We start from the raw sequence: 15,724 nt of genomic DNA, 5'->3' as shown, positions 1-15,724 counted from the left end.
TTATAAACCGTCCAGCCGGTATAGTAACAGACATGGACACCGAGCACTCGATACGATCGACACCATGAGTCGCCCTCCCCTGGCCCGCGAGAAGGTGCTCGACGCCTTCGAGGCGATCCTCGTGGACGAGGGTGAACGCGCGGCGACGATGGATGCCACGGCGCGCGCAGCCGGGGTCTCCAAAGGTGGCCTGCTCTACCACTTCGCCTCGAAGGAGATGCTCGAGGCGGGCCTGATCGAACGCCTCCAGACCCTCGTCGACGAGGACGTCGCGGCGATGTCGAGCTACCCGGGCGGCCCCATCGCCCACTATCTGCATTCATCCGTCATGTCGAACGACCCGATCGACCGCGTCATCCTCGCCACCTCGCGCCTCGCGCAGGGCGGCAACGGCCACGCCGCCGAGGCATTGCGGGAGGTGCGGGAGAAGTGGGCTGACGCGCTGCGTCCCTACGCCCCCGAGGGCGCGGCGCTCGATCTCGTGATGCTCGTCGGCGACGGCCTGTACTTCAACAACGCCCTGTCGGGCGGATCGATCCCCGGACCGGTCCCCCGCGGCGACGCGCTGAAGGCGCTGGTCGCCCTGGTCGAGCGCGCCGTCCGCTGACCCCCGCATCCCGCCGAGCCGCCACGTTCTCGTCGAACCGCTATGGTTTTGCGCGCTAAACCATAGCGGTTCGGAGGAATCATGGCGGCTCGACGACGGGATGCCGCGGCGCCCCGAAACCCCGCGCCGCGACGTCAGGCTTCGACGATCTCCAGCTGGCGGAAGAGGTCGGCGCCGATCGCCTGTCGCGTGTCGTCGAGGATCGCGTCCGGCACGGGCTGGTCGACCGTGAGAACCGAGAGCGCACGGCCCGAGGCGTCGGGCTGAGCGACGAACAGACCGGCGATGTTGATGCCCGCCTCCCCCAGCTTCTGGCCGTAGATCGCGACGATGCCGGGGCGGTCTGCGTAGCGCATGAGGATGTGGTGCTTCTCGATCGGAACCTCGATCTCGTAGCCGTTGATGCCGACGATCTTGGGGACCATGCGGGTTCCGGCCAGGGTTCCCGCAACCTCGAGCACCGTTCCGTCCGACAGCGTGCCGCGCAGAATCGTGATGTTGCGATAGAGCGGGCTGTCGGCCTCGACGATCAGACGGGTCTCGATGCCGCGCTGCTCGGCGAACAACGGCGCGTTCACGTAGGACACGTTCTCGCTGACGATCTTCGTGAAGATGCCCTTCAGCGCCGCGAGGCGGTAGACGCTGACGTCGTAGGCGGCGAGCTCGCCGCGCACCTCGATGTCCAGGCTCGTGAGGGCGCTGGTCGCAAGGCCGGAGAATACCTGACCGAGCTGCTCGACGAGAGCGATGCCGGGACGCACGAACGGGTCGATGACTCCACCGGCGACGTTAACCGCATCGGGCACGAGGTCGCCTTCGAGGGCGAGTTTGACCGATCGGGCGACGGAGATGCCGGCCTTCTCCTGCGCCTCGTCGGTCGACGCGCCCAGGTGCGGGGTCACCACGACGTTCGGAAGCGACAGCAGCGGGAACGCGGTGCCGTCGGGCTTCGGGGGCTCGCTCGTGAACACGTCGAGTCCGGCGCCGGCGATCTCCCCCGTGGTCAACGCCGTGTAGAGCGCCTCCTCGTCGATGAGTCCACCGCGCGCGACGTTGACGACGTACGCGGTCGGCTTCATGCGCGCGAACTGCGCCGCGCCGATCATGCCGGTCGTCTCGGGCGTCTTCGGCATGTGGATCGTGATGAAGTCACTCTGCGCGAGCAGGTCATCGAGGCTCAGGAGCGTGACGCCGAGCTGCTGGGCGCGCGTCGGCGTGACATACGGGTCGTACGCCACGACGCTCACGCCGAATGCCTGCAGACGAGCGGCGATGAGGGCGCCGATGCGGCCGAGACCGATGATGCCCACGGTCTTCTCGAAGACCTCCGTGCCCGTGAACGAGCTGCGCTTCCAGGCGCCGGCGGCCAGCGACGCGTGAGCGGCGGGGATGTGACGGGCAAGGCTCAGGATGTGCCCGATCGTCAGCTCGGCCGCCGAGATGATGTTGGAGGTCGGCGCGTTGACGACCATGACCCCCGCGGCCGTGGCGGCCTTGATGTCGACGTTGTCGAGTCCGACGCCGGCACGCGCGACGACCTTGAGTATTGGAGCCGCTGCGATCGCCTCGGCATCCACCTTCGTCGCCGATCGGATCAGGATGGCGTGGGCGTCGGCCAGAGCCGACAGGAGCGCGGGACGGTCGGTGCCGTCGACCTGACGGACATCGAAGTCCGGCCCCAGGGCATCGATCGTGGCGGGTGAGAGTTCTTCGGCGATGAGGACGACAGGCTTGGACACAGCGGCAGGACCTTTGCGCAGGATCGGAGCGGGTGGAAGGATGCCAGCCTACCGGTCAGACCCCCCTGCCCCCGACCGTATGACGGCCGGGCAAAAGCGTGGGATCAGCCGAGCATCGACGAGCCGGACGGCCCCACGGTGTAGGTCAGGATGTTCAGCCAGAACACCGCCACGACACACAGACCGGTGATGAGGACGAGGGCGAACTCCCACCACGTCCGCCGCCAGCCGACGGCGAAGGCGACGCCGAACGCGATCAGCGGGAAGACGACCGACAGCAGCAGCACGAACCAGCCGTAGGCGTTCAGCGGCTGAGCGCCCGATGCGGCCTGCGAGAGGAAGCCGACGGCGTTCCACACGAAGTACGCGTAGAACAGAACGAACACGACGGAGATGGCGACGATCAGCCAGGTGGGCAGGGCACGCGTGCGGGAGGGCGTGGGGGCGTTCGTGGTCATCGTCCCACCGCCCCGACGAGGATGAACGGCCACGGTACGAGCAGGGCGAGACCGCCGACCAGCAGCAGGACGCGCACCCAGGCCTTCGCGGCGCGGGTGAGGACGAACACCGTGAGGAACCACACCGGCGCCGCCGCGACGGCGAGCCACAGGGCGGCCGCGTACCCGACCGGGCTGACGAGGAACTCTGCCGTGCCCCGCAGACGCAACCCGCCGATGATCCAGCCGATGGTGAACAGCAGGTAAGCGCCGGCGAGGATGCCGAGGGTCACGAGCATCGCATTCGACATCTGCGTCGGCGCGTCGGGCATCGTGACGGTGCCGTCCGCATCGATGTGGCCGACGGTGGTGCTGCCCTTGCCGACGGCCGTGAATCCGTCGGGAAGCACGGCCGGCTCGGGCGCGACCGTCGGGGCGGTCACCGGCTCGGCGGTGGGTCGGTGGCCCACCTCGAGAGTGGGGTCATCGTCGCCGTCCCAGCTCAGGGCGTCGTCATCACGTGGCGTGCTCACCCCGAAAGCGTACTGCGGACGGCGGCCTCGGCCGCCGCCACCACGACCGGGTCGGTGACGTCGTGGCCGCCCGCTCCTCCCCCGGGCCCCGACGGCACGTCGAGACCGGCGACGGCGCGGGCGGACAGATGCACGGCGTCGACGCCCACGGCAACGATGCGCGCGATGTCGCCGACGCGGATGCCGCCGCCGGCCATGATCTCGATACCGGTGTCCGCCGCAACCAGGCGTCGCAGCATATCCGTGCCGTCGACGGAGCGGGCGGCGCCGCCCGAGGTCAGCACGCGATCGACGCCGATCGCCGCGAGCTCGTCGAGGACGGCGAGCGGTGAAGGGGCCGCGTCGATCGCGCGGTGAAACACGAGCGTGCTGTCGCCTGCGGCGGCCCTCCACCTGCGCAGCGCCTGCGCGTCGACCTGCCCGTCGTCGGTCAGCGCACCGACGACGACACCGGCTGCGCCCGCGGCGATCGCTGCTCGGACGTCCGCCGCGACGAGGGTGATCTCGTCGCCGTCGTAGACGAAGCCACCTGCGCGAGGGCGCACGAGCACGTTGACGCGTCCCCCGCCCACGGCGGCGACCGCCGTCTCCACCAACGCGATCGAGGGCGTGAGTCCGCCGACGGCGAGGGCCTGACACAGCTCCAGGCGGTCCGCTCCGGCGGCGATGGCGGCGCGGGCGCCCGCGGCATCCTGAACGGCGATCTCCAACGCGACGGTCATGCCGTCACGCTAGCAAGCGAAAGGCCCGGCCCCCTTGTGTGGGGGCCGGGCCGGTACGGCTTTCGCAAGCCTGCTCGGCGGGTGTGCCGAGGGTCTGGACGAGGTCAGCGCGCGGCGGAGCCCTCGGTGTAGTCGGCGTCCTGCTGCTTCCACGCGAACAGGGCGCGCAGGTCCTTGCCGACGGCCTCGATCGGGTGGGCGGCGGCCTTCGCACGCAGCTCCTGGAACTCGGGAGCTCCGGCATCCTGGTCGCCGATGAAGCGCTCCGCGAACGCGCCGGACTGGATGTCGGCGAGAACGCCCTGCATGTTCTCCTTGACGCGCGGGTCGATGACGCGCGGGCCCGAGACGTAGTCGCCGTACTCGGCGGTGTCGGAGACCGACCAGCGCTGCTTGGCGATGCCGCCCTCCCACATGAGGTCGACGATGAGCTTGAGCTCGTGCAGCACCTCGAAGTAGGCGATCTGCGGCTGATAACCGGCCTCGGTCAGCGTCTCGAAACCGTACTGGACGAGCTGCGACACGCCACCGCAGAGCACGGCCTGCTCACCGAACAGGTCAGTCTCGGTCTCTTCGGTGAACGTGGTCTTGATGACGCCGGCGCGCGTGCCGCCGATCGCCTTCGCGTACGAGAGCGCCGTCGCCCAGGCATGGCCAGAGGCGTCGCGCTCGACGGCGATGATGTCGGGGATGCCGCGACCGGCGACGAACTCGCGGCGCACGGTGTGACCCGGCGCCTTCGGGGCGACGAGGATCACGTCGACCCCCTCGGGCGCGTCGATGTAGCCGAAGCGGATGTTGAAGCCGTGGGCGAAGGCGAGGGTCTTGCCGGCCGACAGGTTCGGCAGGATGCTCTCGCTGTAGATGCCGCGCTGGTGCTGGTCGGGCGCGAGGATCATGATCAGGTCGGCCCACGCGGTGGCGTCGGCGACGTTCTTCACCTCGAAGCCGTCCTCCTGGGCCTTCGCGATCGACTTCGAGCCGTCCTTCAGCGCGATGACGACCTCGACGCCCGAGTCGCGGAGGTTCTGCGCGTGCGCGTGACCCTGCGAACCGTAGCCGACGATCGCGACCTTCTTGTTCTGGATGACGGACAGGTCGGCGTCGGAGTCGTAGAAGATCTCAGCCATGGTGTGTGTTTCTCCTTGGTTTCTTTCCGGTCGTTGAGCGAGCGCAGCGAGTCGAAACGCCCGCGAAGGTGTCAGCCGCGCAGGACGCGCTCGGTGATGGACTTGCCGCCGCGGCCGATCGCGAGCAGACCCGACTGAGCGAGCTCCTTGATGCCGAACGGCTCGAGCGCACGCAGGATCGCCTCGATCTTGCCGCGGTCGCCGGTGACCTCGACGACGAGGGCGTCGGTCGCGTAGTCCACGACCGAGGCGCGGAACAGGTTCACGACCTCGATCACGTTGGAGCGCGTCTGGTTGTCGGCGCGCACCTTGATGAGCATGTGCTCGCGCTGCACGGATGCCGCCGGCTCCAGCTCGACGATCTTGATGACGTTGATCAGCTTGTTCAGCTGCTTGGTCACCTGCTCGAGCGGCAGCTCCTCGACGTCGACGACGACCGTGATGCGCGACAGGCCGGGCACCTCGGTGACACCCACCGCGAGCGACTCGATGTTGAAGCCGCGGCGCGCGAACAGGCCGGCCACGCGCGTCAGCAGACCCGGCTTGTTCTCGACCAGAAGACTCAGGACATGACGGCTCATCTCAGTCCTCCCCGTCGAAGCTGGGCGCATGGTCGCGGGCATATTGCACGAAGCTGTTGCTCACGCCCTGCGGCACCATCGGCCACACCATCGCGTCGGCCGACACGACGAAGTCGATGACGACGGGCCGGTCGTTCGTCTCCAGTGCCAGCGTGATGGCGGCATCCACCTCTTCGATCTTCTCGACGCGGATGCCGAGGCAGCCGTAGGCCTCCGCGAGCTTGACGAAATCGGGCACCCGCACCGTCCCGTGACCCGTGTTGAGATCGGTGTTGGAGTGGCGGCCCGCGAAGAACAGCGTCTGCCACTGGCGCACCATGCCGAGGCTCGAGTTGTTGATGATCGCGACCTTGATCGGGATGTCGTTCAGGACACAGGTGGCCAGTTCCTGATTCGTCATCTGGAAGCAGCCGTCGCCGTCGATGGCCCACACGACACGGTCGGGCTCGGCGACCTTCGCGCCCATGGCGGCCGGCACCGAGTAGCCCATCGTTCCGGCTCCACCGGAGTTGAGCCATGCGTTGGGCCGCTCGTAGCTGATGAACTGCGCGGCCCACATCTGGTGCTGGCCGACGCCCGCCGCGTAGACGGCCTCGGGTCCGGTGAGCTCGCCGATGCGCTTGATGACGTACTGCGGCGCGAGCAGGCCGTCCTCGGGCTCGGCGTAACCCAGCGGGAACTCGGTGACCAGACCGTCGAGGTAGGCCCACCACTCCGCGATGTCGGGCGTGTGGTCGACGCGGGCGCTCTGGAACGCGGCATCCAGGTCGACGAGCACTTCCTTCAGATCCCCCACGATCGGCACGTCGGCCGTGCGGATCTTCGAGATCTCCGCCGGATCGATGTCGACGTGCACGACCTGCGCGTTCGGAGCGAACTCGTCGGCCTTTCCGGTCACGCGGTCGTCGAAGCGGGCACCCAGCGCGACGATGAGATCGGACTCCTGCAGCGCGAGCACCGCCGGGACCGTGCCGTGCATACCGGGCATGCCGAGGTTCTGCGGGTGCGAGTCGGGGAACGCCCCGCGCGCCATGAGCGTGGTCACGACGGGGGCACCGGTCGCTTCGGCGAACACGCGCAGCTCCGCCGCCGCACGCGCGCGGATGACGCCGCCGCCGACGTACAGCACGGGCTTCTTGGCGTGCGCGATCAGCTGCGCCGCCGCCTGGATCTGCTTGCCGTGTGCCTTCGTGACCGGGCGGTAGCCGGGCAGCTCGATCTTCGGGGGCCACACGAACGGCGCCGAGGCCTGCTGCGCATCCTTCGTGATGTCGACCAGGACGGGACCGGGGCGCCCCGTGGAGGCGATCTCGAACGCCGCAGCGATCGCGCCGGGGATCTCCTCGGCGCTCTTGACGAGGAACGAGTGCTTGGTGATCGGCATCGTGATGCCGACGATGTCCGCCTCCTGGAAGGCGTCGGTGCCCATGAGGTGGCTGAACACCTGGCCCGTGATGCAGACGAGGGGCACCGAGTCCATGTAGGCATCGGCGATGGCGGTGACGAGGTTGGTCGCGCCGGGACCTGACGTCGCGATCGCGACGCCGGTGCGGCCGGATGCCGCGGCGTACCCTTCGGCCGCGTGACCGGCGCCCTGCTCGTGGCGGACGAGGATGTGGCGCACCGCCTCATCGTCCATCAGGGGGTCGTAGACCGGCATGATGGCGCCGCCGGGCAGACCGAAGACGTCTGTGACCCCGAGCATGTCGAGGGATCGGACGACGGCCTGGGCTCCGGTCATCACCGGAGCAGCAGCTCCGCGGGCGGGTGGTCGCGGCACGGCCGCGGTGTCGAGAGACATAGTGGTACCTCGGGTGTCAGATGCGTGTGAGGGCGGCTTCCCGCCCTGGGAGTCACGGCCTCAGCCGGTCGTCGCGCCCTCCGCTGCGGAGCGCACGAGTTTCGAGTACTTGGCCAGAACGCCACGGGTGTAGCGCGGGGGAAGCGGCTCCCAGCCGTCACGGCGGGAGTTCAGCTCTGCGTCGTCGACGAGTAGGTCGAGAGTGCGAGCCGCGATATCGACCCGTATCAGATCACCATCGCGCACGAAGGCGATGGGACCTGCGTCCACCGCTTCGGGTGCTATGTGGCCGATGCACAGGCCGGTTGTGCCGCCTGAGAATCTGCCGTCCGTCAAGAGTAGTACATCTTTTCCGAGCCCCGCGCCCTTGATGGCCGCCGTGATGGCGAGCATCTCGCGCATGCCGGGGCCGCCCTTCGGGCCCTCGTAGCGGATGATGATCACGCTGCCCGCGGCGATCTCGCCCGCCTCCAGGGCGTCCATCGCCGCGCGCTCCCGCTCGAACACCCGCGCGGGCCCCTCGAACACCGACGCATCGAAGCCCGCTGTCTTGACGACGGCGCCCTCGGGAGCCAGTGAGCCGTGGAGGATCGTGATGCCGCCCGTCGCGTGGATCGGGTCATCGAAGGTGTGGATGACGGTGCCGTCGATCGGGTCGGGATCGAGCTCGGCGAGGTTCTCGGCGAGGGTCTTCCCCGTCACCGTGAGGGCGTCGCCGTGCAGCAGTCCCTCGTCGAGCATGGCCTTCATGATCACGGGGATGCCGCCGTGACGGTCGACGTCGTTCATCACGTACTTACCGAACGGCTTCATATCCGCCACGTGCGGCACCTTGTCACCGATGCGGTTGAAGTCGTGCAGGCTCAGCTCGACATCAGCTTCGCGGGCGATGGCGAGCAGGTGCAGCACGACGTTGGTCGAGCCGCCGAGCGCCATGGCCAGGGCGATGGCGTTCTCGAATGCCTCTTTCGTGAGGATGTCGCGCGTCGTGATGCCCTGGCGCAGCAGGTTCACCACCGCCTCCCCCGACCGGTGCGCGTAGTAGTCGCGCCGACGGTCCGCAGAAGGCGGCGCGGCCGAGCCCGGAAGGCTCAACCCCAGGGCTTCGGCGACGGACGCCATCGTGTTCGCGGTGTACATGCCACCGCACGCCCCCTCTCCGGGGGCGATCGCGCACTCGATGCGCTTGAGGTCGGCCTCGCTCATCTTCCCCGCAAGGCACGCGCCGACCGCTTCGAACGAGTCGATGATCGTGACGTCCTTCTCGGTGCCGTCCGACAGCTTCACCCAGCCCGGCGCGATGGATCCTGCGTAAAGGAAAACGCTCGACAGATCGAGGCGGGCAGAGGCCATGAGCATGCCCGGAATCGACTTGTCGCAGCCGGCGAGCAGCACCGTGCCGTCGAGCCGCTCGGCCATGACCACGGTCTCCACGGAGTCGGCAATGACCTCGCGGGACACGAGCGAGAAGTGCATGCCCTCGTGACCCATCGAAATGCCGTCGGAGACGGAGATGGTCCCGAACTGCAGGGGGTACCCGCCGCCGGCGTGCACGCCCTCCTTCGCGCCCTGCGCGAGCCTGTCCAGGCTCAGGTTGCACGGCGTGATCTCGTTCCAGCTGGACGCGATGCCGATCTGGGGCTTGTCCCAGTCCTCGTCGCCCATGCCGACGGCGCGCAGCATGCCGCGGGAGGTGGTCGCCTCGATGCCGTCCGTGACGACACGACTGCGGGGCTTGATGTCGATGGAGGGATCGCTGTCCGGCATCCTCGAAGTCTATTCCCGCAGGGTGTCCCGTTCGCGCGCCAGACGTGTCAACAGCGCCGCCAATTCGGGGATGCCGGCGACACGAACAGTCGCCGCGGTCTCACCCGGGCCGACCCGCACACCCACGTCACCCGGCTGGAGACTGCGCAAGGCGTCCTCATCGGTCACGTCGTCGCCGGCGAACAGCACCGCGCTCGCACCGGTCTGCGCGCGCAGCCGTGCGACCGCGCCGTCCTTGCCCTCCGCACGGAAGGCGTACTCGAGGATGTCGTGGCCGTCACGACGACGCCAGTCGGAAGCCTCCGCGGCCATGAGCGCAGCGATCCTCTCCTGCGCGCCGCGCGCGGCGGCGGCATCCGACACGAGGCGCGTGTGCAGCGCGAAGCCGAACTCCTTCGGCTCGACCCAGGCACGGTCGGCGTCGGCGGCGATGGCCTCGGCACGCGCGCGCAGGTCGTCGCGCTGCGCGAGCAGCAGAGGGTCCACGGGAGCCGGTGCCTCCCCCGGAGGCGGCCACTGCTCCGCGCCGTGCGAGCCGGCCAGAAGCAGCGGCGAGTCGTCGTCGTACTCGGCGATCACCCGCAGATCGCGCAGCGTCCGTCCCGAGACCAAGGCGACCGTCGTCCCCGGCGCCTGTGCGAGGGCCTCGACCGCTGCCCGCGCATCCTGGCTCATGCGCGCCGCCATCGGCTCGTCGACCAGGGGCGCGAGCGTGCCGTCGAAATCGAGTGCGACGAGCAACCGCGGCACACGCGCCAGGCCGGCGATGGGCTCCCAGCCGCTCACGCGTCCTGCTTCCGGACGGCGTCGAGGTCGGCCAGGAAGCGTCGTGACCAGTCGGCGACGTCGTGGTCGCGCACACGCCGGCGCAGGCCCCGCATCCGGCGGGCCTGCTCGGCGGGCTGCATCTCGACCGCCGCCATGATCGCGTCCTTGAGTCCGTCGATGTCGTGGGGGTTGACCTTCACGGCTTGCGAGAGCTCGTCGGCGGCGCCGGTGAACTCGCTGAGCACGAGCACCCCGCGACTGTCGATGCGACTGGCGACATACTCCTTCGCGACGAGGTTCATGCCGTCGCGAAGCGCCGTGACGAGCATCACGTCGGCCGCGAGATACAGGGCGACCATCTCCTCGCGCGGGTACGAGTGATGCAGATACCTGATCGCGGTGTGGCCGACGGTGTCGTGGTCGCCGTTGATGCGTCCCACGGTGAGCTCGATCTCGTCGCGCAGCTGCATGTATGCGGCGACGCGCTCGCGACTGGGGCTCGCGACCTGGACGAGCGTGACGTCCTCGACGTCCAGGCGGCCCTCCTCGAGGAGCTCGCCGTAGGCCTTGAGCCGATGGCCGATGCCCTTCGTGTAGTCGAGGCGATCGACACCGAAGATCACGGTCTGCGGGTCGCCGAGGCTCGCACGGATCTCCTTCGCTCGCGCCTGGACCTCGGGGCGCCGGGCGATCTCGTCGTAGAGCTGCGTGTCGATCGAGATCGGGTACGCCTTCGCCACGGCCGTGCGCACGGAACCATCATCCGCGACCACGCGGATCGCGCCCGACTTCGTCTCGAACCCCAACTGGCGCCGCACGGCGTTCGTGAAGTTGCCGGCATCCTGCACCCGCTGGAAGCCGATGACGTCGGCTCCGACCAGACCGGCCAGCACGTGCTTGCGCCACGGAAGCTGCGCGAACAGACCGTATGCGGGGAAGGGAATGTGGTGGAAGTAGCCGATCACCACATCCGGTCGCAGCACCCGCAGCAGCCGCGGGACGAGCTGGAGCTGGTAGTCCTGAACCCACACCACCGCTCCGTGAGCGGCAACGGATGCCGCGGCGGCGGCGAACCGCTCGTTGACGCGGACATAGGCTTCCCACCACTCGCGGTGGTAGGCGGGCGGCGAGATGACGTCGTGATACAGCGGCCAGATGGTGTCGTTGGAGAAGCCCTCGTAGTAGAGCTCGACGTCCTCGTCGGTGAGCGTCACCGGAACGAGCTCCATGCCGTCGAGCTCGAACGGCTCGAGCTCCAGCCCCGCGGTCCCGGGCCAGCCGACCCACGCGCCCCCGGTCTGCTGGAGCACCGGCTCGAGCGCGGCGACGAGACCTCCGGGTGAGCGACGCCACCCGCCCTCGACGCTGGGGTCGTGGTCGACGGGCAAACGGTTGGACACGACGATCATGTCGGCCTTTGACTTCGGGTCGCTCACGCGGCTCCTCTCGGCAGGCGTTCTTCCAGGCTAACGTGGTCTCATGCGCAAGTACCTGTTCGGGACCGGGATCATCTCCGCCGTGACCAGCGGCCTCGCGCTGCTGCGGGGACTGCGCGGCGACGTGCCGTTCACCTGGCGTCAGGCGCTCGCCTGGCTGAGCTGGGGCATCACGCTCGCGCTGTCGATCGGCACGATCGTCGACACGTACCGCGCCTCACGCGGGCGCGTCGTCTCGACGGACTCCCCCATCCGTGGGAGGGAACAGAAGCTGCTGGCCACGCGCCTCCAGCGCTGAGCACCGATGCCCCCGACGAGATCAGAGCCCGATCTCGTAGTGCACGAAGCCGGTGTCGGTCGCGACCCGGTCATAGGGCGCACGCCCCGTGCAGCCCGTCCTGCGCCGCGAGCCGCGCGAACACCAGCGCCGTCACCTCGTCGGTCAGCTCGGAGGCGTAGAAGGTCAGGTAGTCGTTCCACAGCCGCAGCCACGCGTCACGATCGGATGCGGTCACGGACGTGATGATCGGCATACGCCGACACTATCCGCGGTCCGTGCGAGCGCCGTCCGACACCGTCGACGGTGTCGGACGGCGCTGTCTGCCGGCGACCGCGACGTCAGTGGGCGAGTACCGGCTCGCCCGCTGCGTCCGCGGCGACGGCATCGCGCGCCGCCTGCGTGTCGGCCTTGCGCCGGAAGGTCAGTGCGGCGACGACCGCGCCGAGGGCGAACGCCCCCGCACCCCACCAGTACGCCGTGGCGTAGCTGTGGATGGCCGCATCCGCGAGCACATCGGGGGTGACCGGCGTGCGCGCGGCGACGAAGTCAGCGGCCGCCGTGGCGGCGAGCGTGTTGAGCAGGGCGGTGCCGATGGAGCCACCGACCTGCTGCGATGTGTTGACCATCGCCGAAGCGACGCCCGCGAACTCCCGATCCACGCCGAGGGTCGCCGTCTGGATCGACGGCGGCATGATCGAGCCCATCCCGAGCCCGAGCAGCATGAGCGCGGGCAGGACGTTCGCGGCGTACTGGCTGTCCCGGTCGAGCAGTGTCAGCAGCAGCATCCCGCTCATCGCGAGCAGCATCCCGATGGGAACCATCGCCTTCGGTCCGAACCGGGGCAGGAAGATGTTGGTGGACAGCTGAGCGCTGAGCACGAGCATCGCGATCATCGGCAGGAACGAGAGTCCAGTCTGGATGGGCGAGTAGCCGAGCGTGGTCTGCAGGTAGTAGGTCACGAACAGGAAGATGCCGAACATCCCGGCGCCGGCGATCAGGATCGAGCTGTACGCGGCGGCGCGGTTGCGGTCCATCACGATGCGCAGCGGCAGCAGCGGGTGCGTCGCGCGACGCTGCCACAGCACGAATGTGAGCATCAGGACGGCGGATGCCGTGAGCATGCCCCAGGTGAGCGGAGCATCCCAGCCGTCGGTCTCGGCGTGGGCGAACCCGTAGACGAGCGCGAACAGAGCACCGGAGACGAGGATCGTGCCGGGCACGTCGAGCTTGGGCCGCGGCCCGGTGCGCGCGACGGTGTGCACGAAGAAGATCGCGCCGACGATGGCGAAGACGGCGATCACATCGTTGATGTACAGGTTCCAGCGCCAGCTCAGATCCTCCGTCAGGATGCCGCCGAAGAGCAGCCCGATGGCGCCACCGGCCCCGGCGATCGCACCGAAGACACCGAACGCGCGGCCGCGTTCCTTCGGGTCGGTGAAGGTCGTCGTGAGCACCGCGAGCGCCGTCGGTGCCAGCAGCGCGCCGAACGCGCCCTGCAGGGCGCGTGCGAACACGAGCAGGCCGAAGGTGTCGGCCATCCCGCCCAGGGCGGAGGCGAGGGCGAAGCCGAGCAGTCCGATGATGAAAGCGCGCTTGCGCCCGATGAGGTCCGACAGTCGCCCGCCGAGCAGCAGGAGCGAGCCGAAGGCCAGAGAGTAGGCCGTGATGATCCACTGCCGGTCTCCGTCGGAGAACTGCAGATCGGCCTGGGCGGCCGGCAGGGCGATGTTCACGACGGTCGCGTCGAGCACGACCATCAGCTGAGCCAGCGCGACGACGGCGAGCGTCAGCCAGCGCTGGCCGGAGTGTGCCGCGACAGCGGCGGCGGGTGAGGGTGAGGTCATGCGGGAGACTATATACGACACCCGCCAGTTCCGAAACCAAATAGTTCCTGAACCTAGGAGTTCCTGAACTACACTGTTCTCATGACAGAGACCACCCTCAACGCGGAGGACGTCGACCCCACCCCCCGACTCGGGCGCAAGCGCGACCACTCGCGCGACCCCGAGATCCTGTCGGCCGCCCTCGACATCCTCGCCGAGAAGGGTTACGAGCGGATGACCGTCGACATGGTCGCGACCCGCGCACGAGCGGGGAAGGCGACCCTCTATCGGCGGTGGCCTTCGAAGGCCGAGCTCGTCATCGAGGCCGTGGCCTGCATGAAGAGCGGCTCCCCCGCAGAGCTCCCCGACACGGGATCGCTGCGCGGCGACCTCATCGCCAACATCAAGGCTCCCGTCATGAAGGACGGTGAGCGCAAGCTCCGCATCATGGCGGGGATGGTGTCGCTCATGTCGGAATCGCCGGAGTTCGCCGACGCCGCGCGCGCAGTCATCGTCGAGCCCCGGGCCGCGGCCCTGCGCGTGCTCATCCAGCGCGCCATCGACCGCGGGGAAGTCTCCGCCGATGTCGATGTCGCCCTCGTCGCCCAGGTCATCCCGGCCATGACGGCCTACAAGACCCTCATGCTCGGCACCGCCGTCGACCGCGACTACATCATCGCCCTCGTCGACGAGGTCCTGCTGCCCTCGCTCGGACTCCGCGCCGGCTGACGGGGCGCGCGGGGGTCTCGACGGACCGTGCGCTGGCGAGAAACGTCAATCGAACGCCGGAGGTTCGTCCCCGCGGCGGCGCAGCGGAGAGAGCCACGCGATCGCCGCGGCGACGGCGAACACCACGACGGTCGCGGCCAGAGCGCCCCGATCCCCGACGAGGCCGACGGCGGCGCCGGCCGACAACGCCCCGACAGCGGCGAGCGTCCGGTTGCCCGCACGTCGGGTCGCGTTGGTACGCCCCAGGAGCCGATCGGGAGTGAGCGTCTGCCAGAGGAGCTGCTCCGGCGTGTTCTCGATGCCCATCGCGACGCCCTGCACGCCGATCGCGACGAACAGAAGAGCCGCGCCGAGCTCCGACGGCGGCGCCACGGCGACCAGGATCCACGCCAGCGGGTAGAGCGAGCGTGCGCCCACGATCGCGCGTCCCGCGCCGATGCGTCCCGTGATCACGGCGGCGCTCGACGCTCCGATCAGGCTCGAGACTCCGAAGACCGTCAGCAGCAACCCGTACGTGAGCGCGGAGAATCCCAGCTCGCGAAGCGCCAGCAGCGACAGCACCGTCATCGCCGCGCCGTTGGCGACGAACCAGACGTGGGTCGATACGGTGAGAGGGCCCAGCATCGGATGCCGGTACGTCCACCGCATCCCCTCGCCGATCTCGGTGCGCAGTCGGGCTGGGCGACGCGGCGCCCGCGGCTCCTCGACCCTCAGGGTGGCGTTCAGCACGGCGTCAGCGAGGTAGCTCACCGCGTCGATGACGATGGCGAGGGGAGCGCCGACCAGCCCCACGAGGCCGCCGCCGATGGTCGGGCCGAGCGTCTGGGCCGCGGCATCCGTCTGGTCCAGTCGCATGTTGGCGCGAAGCAACCGGTCACGCGGCACGAGACGAGGCAGGAGGGACTGTGCCGCGGCGAAGCCGAACACCGAGAACGATCCGAACAGCAGGAGCGCGACGACCAGCATCCACACCTGGAGGATGCCGCAGGCCCAGAGCACGGGCACCGCCCCGAGCGACAGCGCCCGCCCGATGCTGGCCCAGACGAGGATGGGGCGGCGACGCCAGCGATCCGTGTACACACCGGCGATGACGCCGAGCACGGCGTAGGGAACGAACTGCGCCGCGTTGACGACACCGACCTCGAGCGATGTCGCACCGAGCAGCTGGACCACGAGAACGGGCATCGCGACCGTCGTGATGGCGGTGCCGAACGAGCTCAGCGCGGCCGCCGTCCAGTACCGGACGAACGCCGCAGGCCGTTCGTCGCGCGCTCCGCCCACGCGGTCACCTCCCCCGTGCGTCACCCCGACGATAGCCGGGAGGGCCGCCACTGCCGGACCACCGCGCCGGTTGCGACGACCGGCCCACGC

Annotated in this window: 16 protein-coding genes; 3 read left to right on the top strand and 13 right to left on the bottom strand. The window is 69.2% G+C overall.

Annotation, left to right across the window (positions count from 1 at the left end; all coding sequences use genetic code 11):
- Positions 1–64 precede the first annotated feature (64 nt).
- On the top strand, positions 65–607 hold the full coding sequence (locus HMPREF1529_RS11815) for a TetR/AcrR family transcriptional regulator (RefSeq protein ID WP_005050126.1): 543 nt from the start codon (positions 65–67) through the stop codon (positions 605–607).
- A 134-nt stretch (positions 608–741) separates the two neighbouring features.
- Here HMPREF1529_RS11815 and serA read toward each other — a convergent pair whose 3' ends face one another.
- From serA to HMPREF1529_RS11765, 10 genes are all read right to left on the bottom strand, one after another.
- A complete protein-coding gene (gene serA / locus HMPREF1529_RS11810) occupies positions 742–2,346 on the bottom strand; it encodes a phosphoglycerate dehydrogenase (RefSeq protein WP_016464998.1) in 1,605 nt (534 codons plus the stop codon).
- A gap of 104 nt (positions 2,347–2,450) precedes the next feature.
- A complete protein-coding gene (locus HMPREF1529_RS11805; protein WP_005050122.1) occupies positions 2,451–2,804 on the bottom strand; it encodes a hypothetical protein in 354 nt (117 codons plus the stop codon).
- Positions 2,801–3,316, bottom strand: coding sequence for a hypothetical protein (locus tag HMPREF1529_RS11800; RefSeq protein ID WP_005050120.1), 516 nt, complete (start codon positions 3,314–3,316; stop codon positions 2,801–2,803). Before HMPREF1529_RS11800 ends, HMPREF1529_RS11805 begins: the two co-directional genes overlap by 4 nt.
- Positions 3,313–4,038: a copper homeostasis protein CutC gene (locus tag HMPREF1529_RS11795; RefSeq protein ID WP_005050117.1), complete on the bottom strand. Its 726-nt coding sequence runs from the start codon at positions 4,036–4,038 to the stop codon at positions 3,313–3,315. The genes HMPREF1529_RS11800 and HMPREF1529_RS11795 overlap by 4 nt, the downstream gene beginning before the upstream one ends.
- A 104-nt stretch (positions 4,039–4,142) precedes the next feature.
- Entirely contained in the window at positions 4,143–5,168 is a 1,026-nt protein-coding gene (ilvC, locus tag HMPREF1529_RS11790; RefSeq protein ID WP_005050115.1) for a ketol-acid reductoisomerase, read from the bottom strand.
- A gap of 71 nt (positions 5,169–5,239) precedes the next feature.
- Positions 5,240–5,749, bottom strand: a complete 510-nt coding sequence (ilvN, locus tag HMPREF1529_RS11785) for an acetolactate synthase small subunit (RefSeq protein ID WP_005050112.1) — start codon at positions 5,747–5,749, stop codon at positions 5,240–5,242.
- A 1-nt stretch (position 5,750) separates the two neighbouring features.
- Positions 5,751–7,550, bottom strand: coding sequence for an acetolactate synthase large subunit (locus HMPREF1529_RS11780; protein ID WP_016464997.1), 1,800 nt, complete (start codon positions 7,548–7,550; stop codon positions 5,751–5,753).
- A gap of 60 nt (positions 7,551–7,610) precedes the next feature.
- Positions 7,611–9,317, bottom strand: a complete 1,707-nt coding sequence (ilvD, locus tag HMPREF1529_RS11775; protein ID WP_005050108.1) for a dihydroxy-acid dehydratase — start codon at positions 9,315–9,317, stop codon at positions 7,611–7,613.
- Between the two features lie 9 nt (positions 9,318–9,326).
- Positions 9,327–10,103: a trehalose-phosphatase gene (gene otsB / locus HMPREF1529_RS11770; protein WP_005050105.1), complete on the bottom strand. Its 777-nt coding sequence runs from the start codon at positions 10,101–10,103 to the stop codon at positions 9,327–9,329.
- On the bottom strand, positions 10,100–11,494 hold the full coding sequence (locus tag HMPREF1529_RS11765; RefSeq protein ID WP_036283717.1) for an alpha,alpha-trehalose-phosphate synthase (UDP-forming): 1,395 nt from the start codon (positions 11,492–11,494) through the stop codon (positions 10,100–10,102). The genes otsB and HMPREF1529_RS11765 overlap by 4 nt, the downstream gene beginning before the upstream one ends.
- Before the next feature lie 70 nt (positions 11,495–11,564).
- Here HMPREF1529_RS11765 and HMPREF1529_RS11760 point away from each other — a divergent pair, with 70 nt between their 5' ends.
- Positions 11,565–11,819, top strand: coding sequence for a hypothetical protein (locus tag HMPREF1529_RS11760; RefSeq protein ID WP_005050100.1), 255 nt, complete (start codon positions 11,565–11,567; stop codon positions 11,817–11,819).
- Positions 11,820–11,889: 70 nt separating this feature from the next.
- On the opposite strand, the gene HMPREF1529_RS16190 is transcribed toward HMPREF1529_RS11760, so the two are convergent.
- Both HMPREF1529_RS16190 and HMPREF1529_RS11755 read right to left on the bottom strand, forming a co-directional pair.
- Positions 11,890–12,054 carry a hypothetical protein gene (locus HMPREF1529_RS16190; protein ID WP_005050097.1) on the bottom strand — a complete coding sequence of 55 codons (165 nt, stop codon included), beginning with the start codon at positions 12,052–12,054 and terminating at the stop codon, positions 11,890–11,892.
- A gap of 85 nt (positions 12,055–12,139) precedes the next feature.
- Positions 12,140–13,645, bottom strand: a complete 1,506-nt coding sequence (locus HMPREF1529_RS11755) for an MFS transporter (RefSeq protein ID WP_232212121.1) — start codon at positions 13,643–13,645, stop codon at positions 12,140–12,142.
- An 81-nt stretch (positions 13,646–13,726) separates the two neighbouring features.
- Here HMPREF1529_RS11755 and HMPREF1529_RS11750 point away from each other — a divergent pair, with 81 nt between their 5' ends.
- A complete protein-coding gene (locus HMPREF1529_RS11750; RefSeq protein ID WP_005050093.1) occupies positions 13,727–14,353 on the top strand; it encodes a TetR/AcrR family transcriptional regulator in 627 nt (208 codons plus the stop codon).
- 45 nt (positions 14,354–14,398) lie between these two features.
- Here the strand turns inward: HMPREF1529_RS11750 and HMPREF1529_RS11745 are convergent, their stop codons facing one another.
- Positions 14,399–15,658, bottom strand: a complete 1,260-nt coding sequence (locus HMPREF1529_RS11745) for an MFS transporter (RefSeq protein WP_232212120.1) — start codon at positions 15,656–15,658, stop codon at positions 14,399–14,401.
- Positions 15,659–15,724 lie beyond the last annotated feature (66 nt).

This window comes from Microbacterium sp. oral taxon 186 str. F0373, assembly GCF_000411455.1.
Lineage (GTDB): Bacteria > Actinomycetota > Actinomycetes > Actinomycetales > Microbacteriaceae > Microbacterium.
The sequence above is the reverse complement of the archived record's forward strand: the minus strand, read 5'-3'. Positions and strand labels throughout refer to the sequence as shown.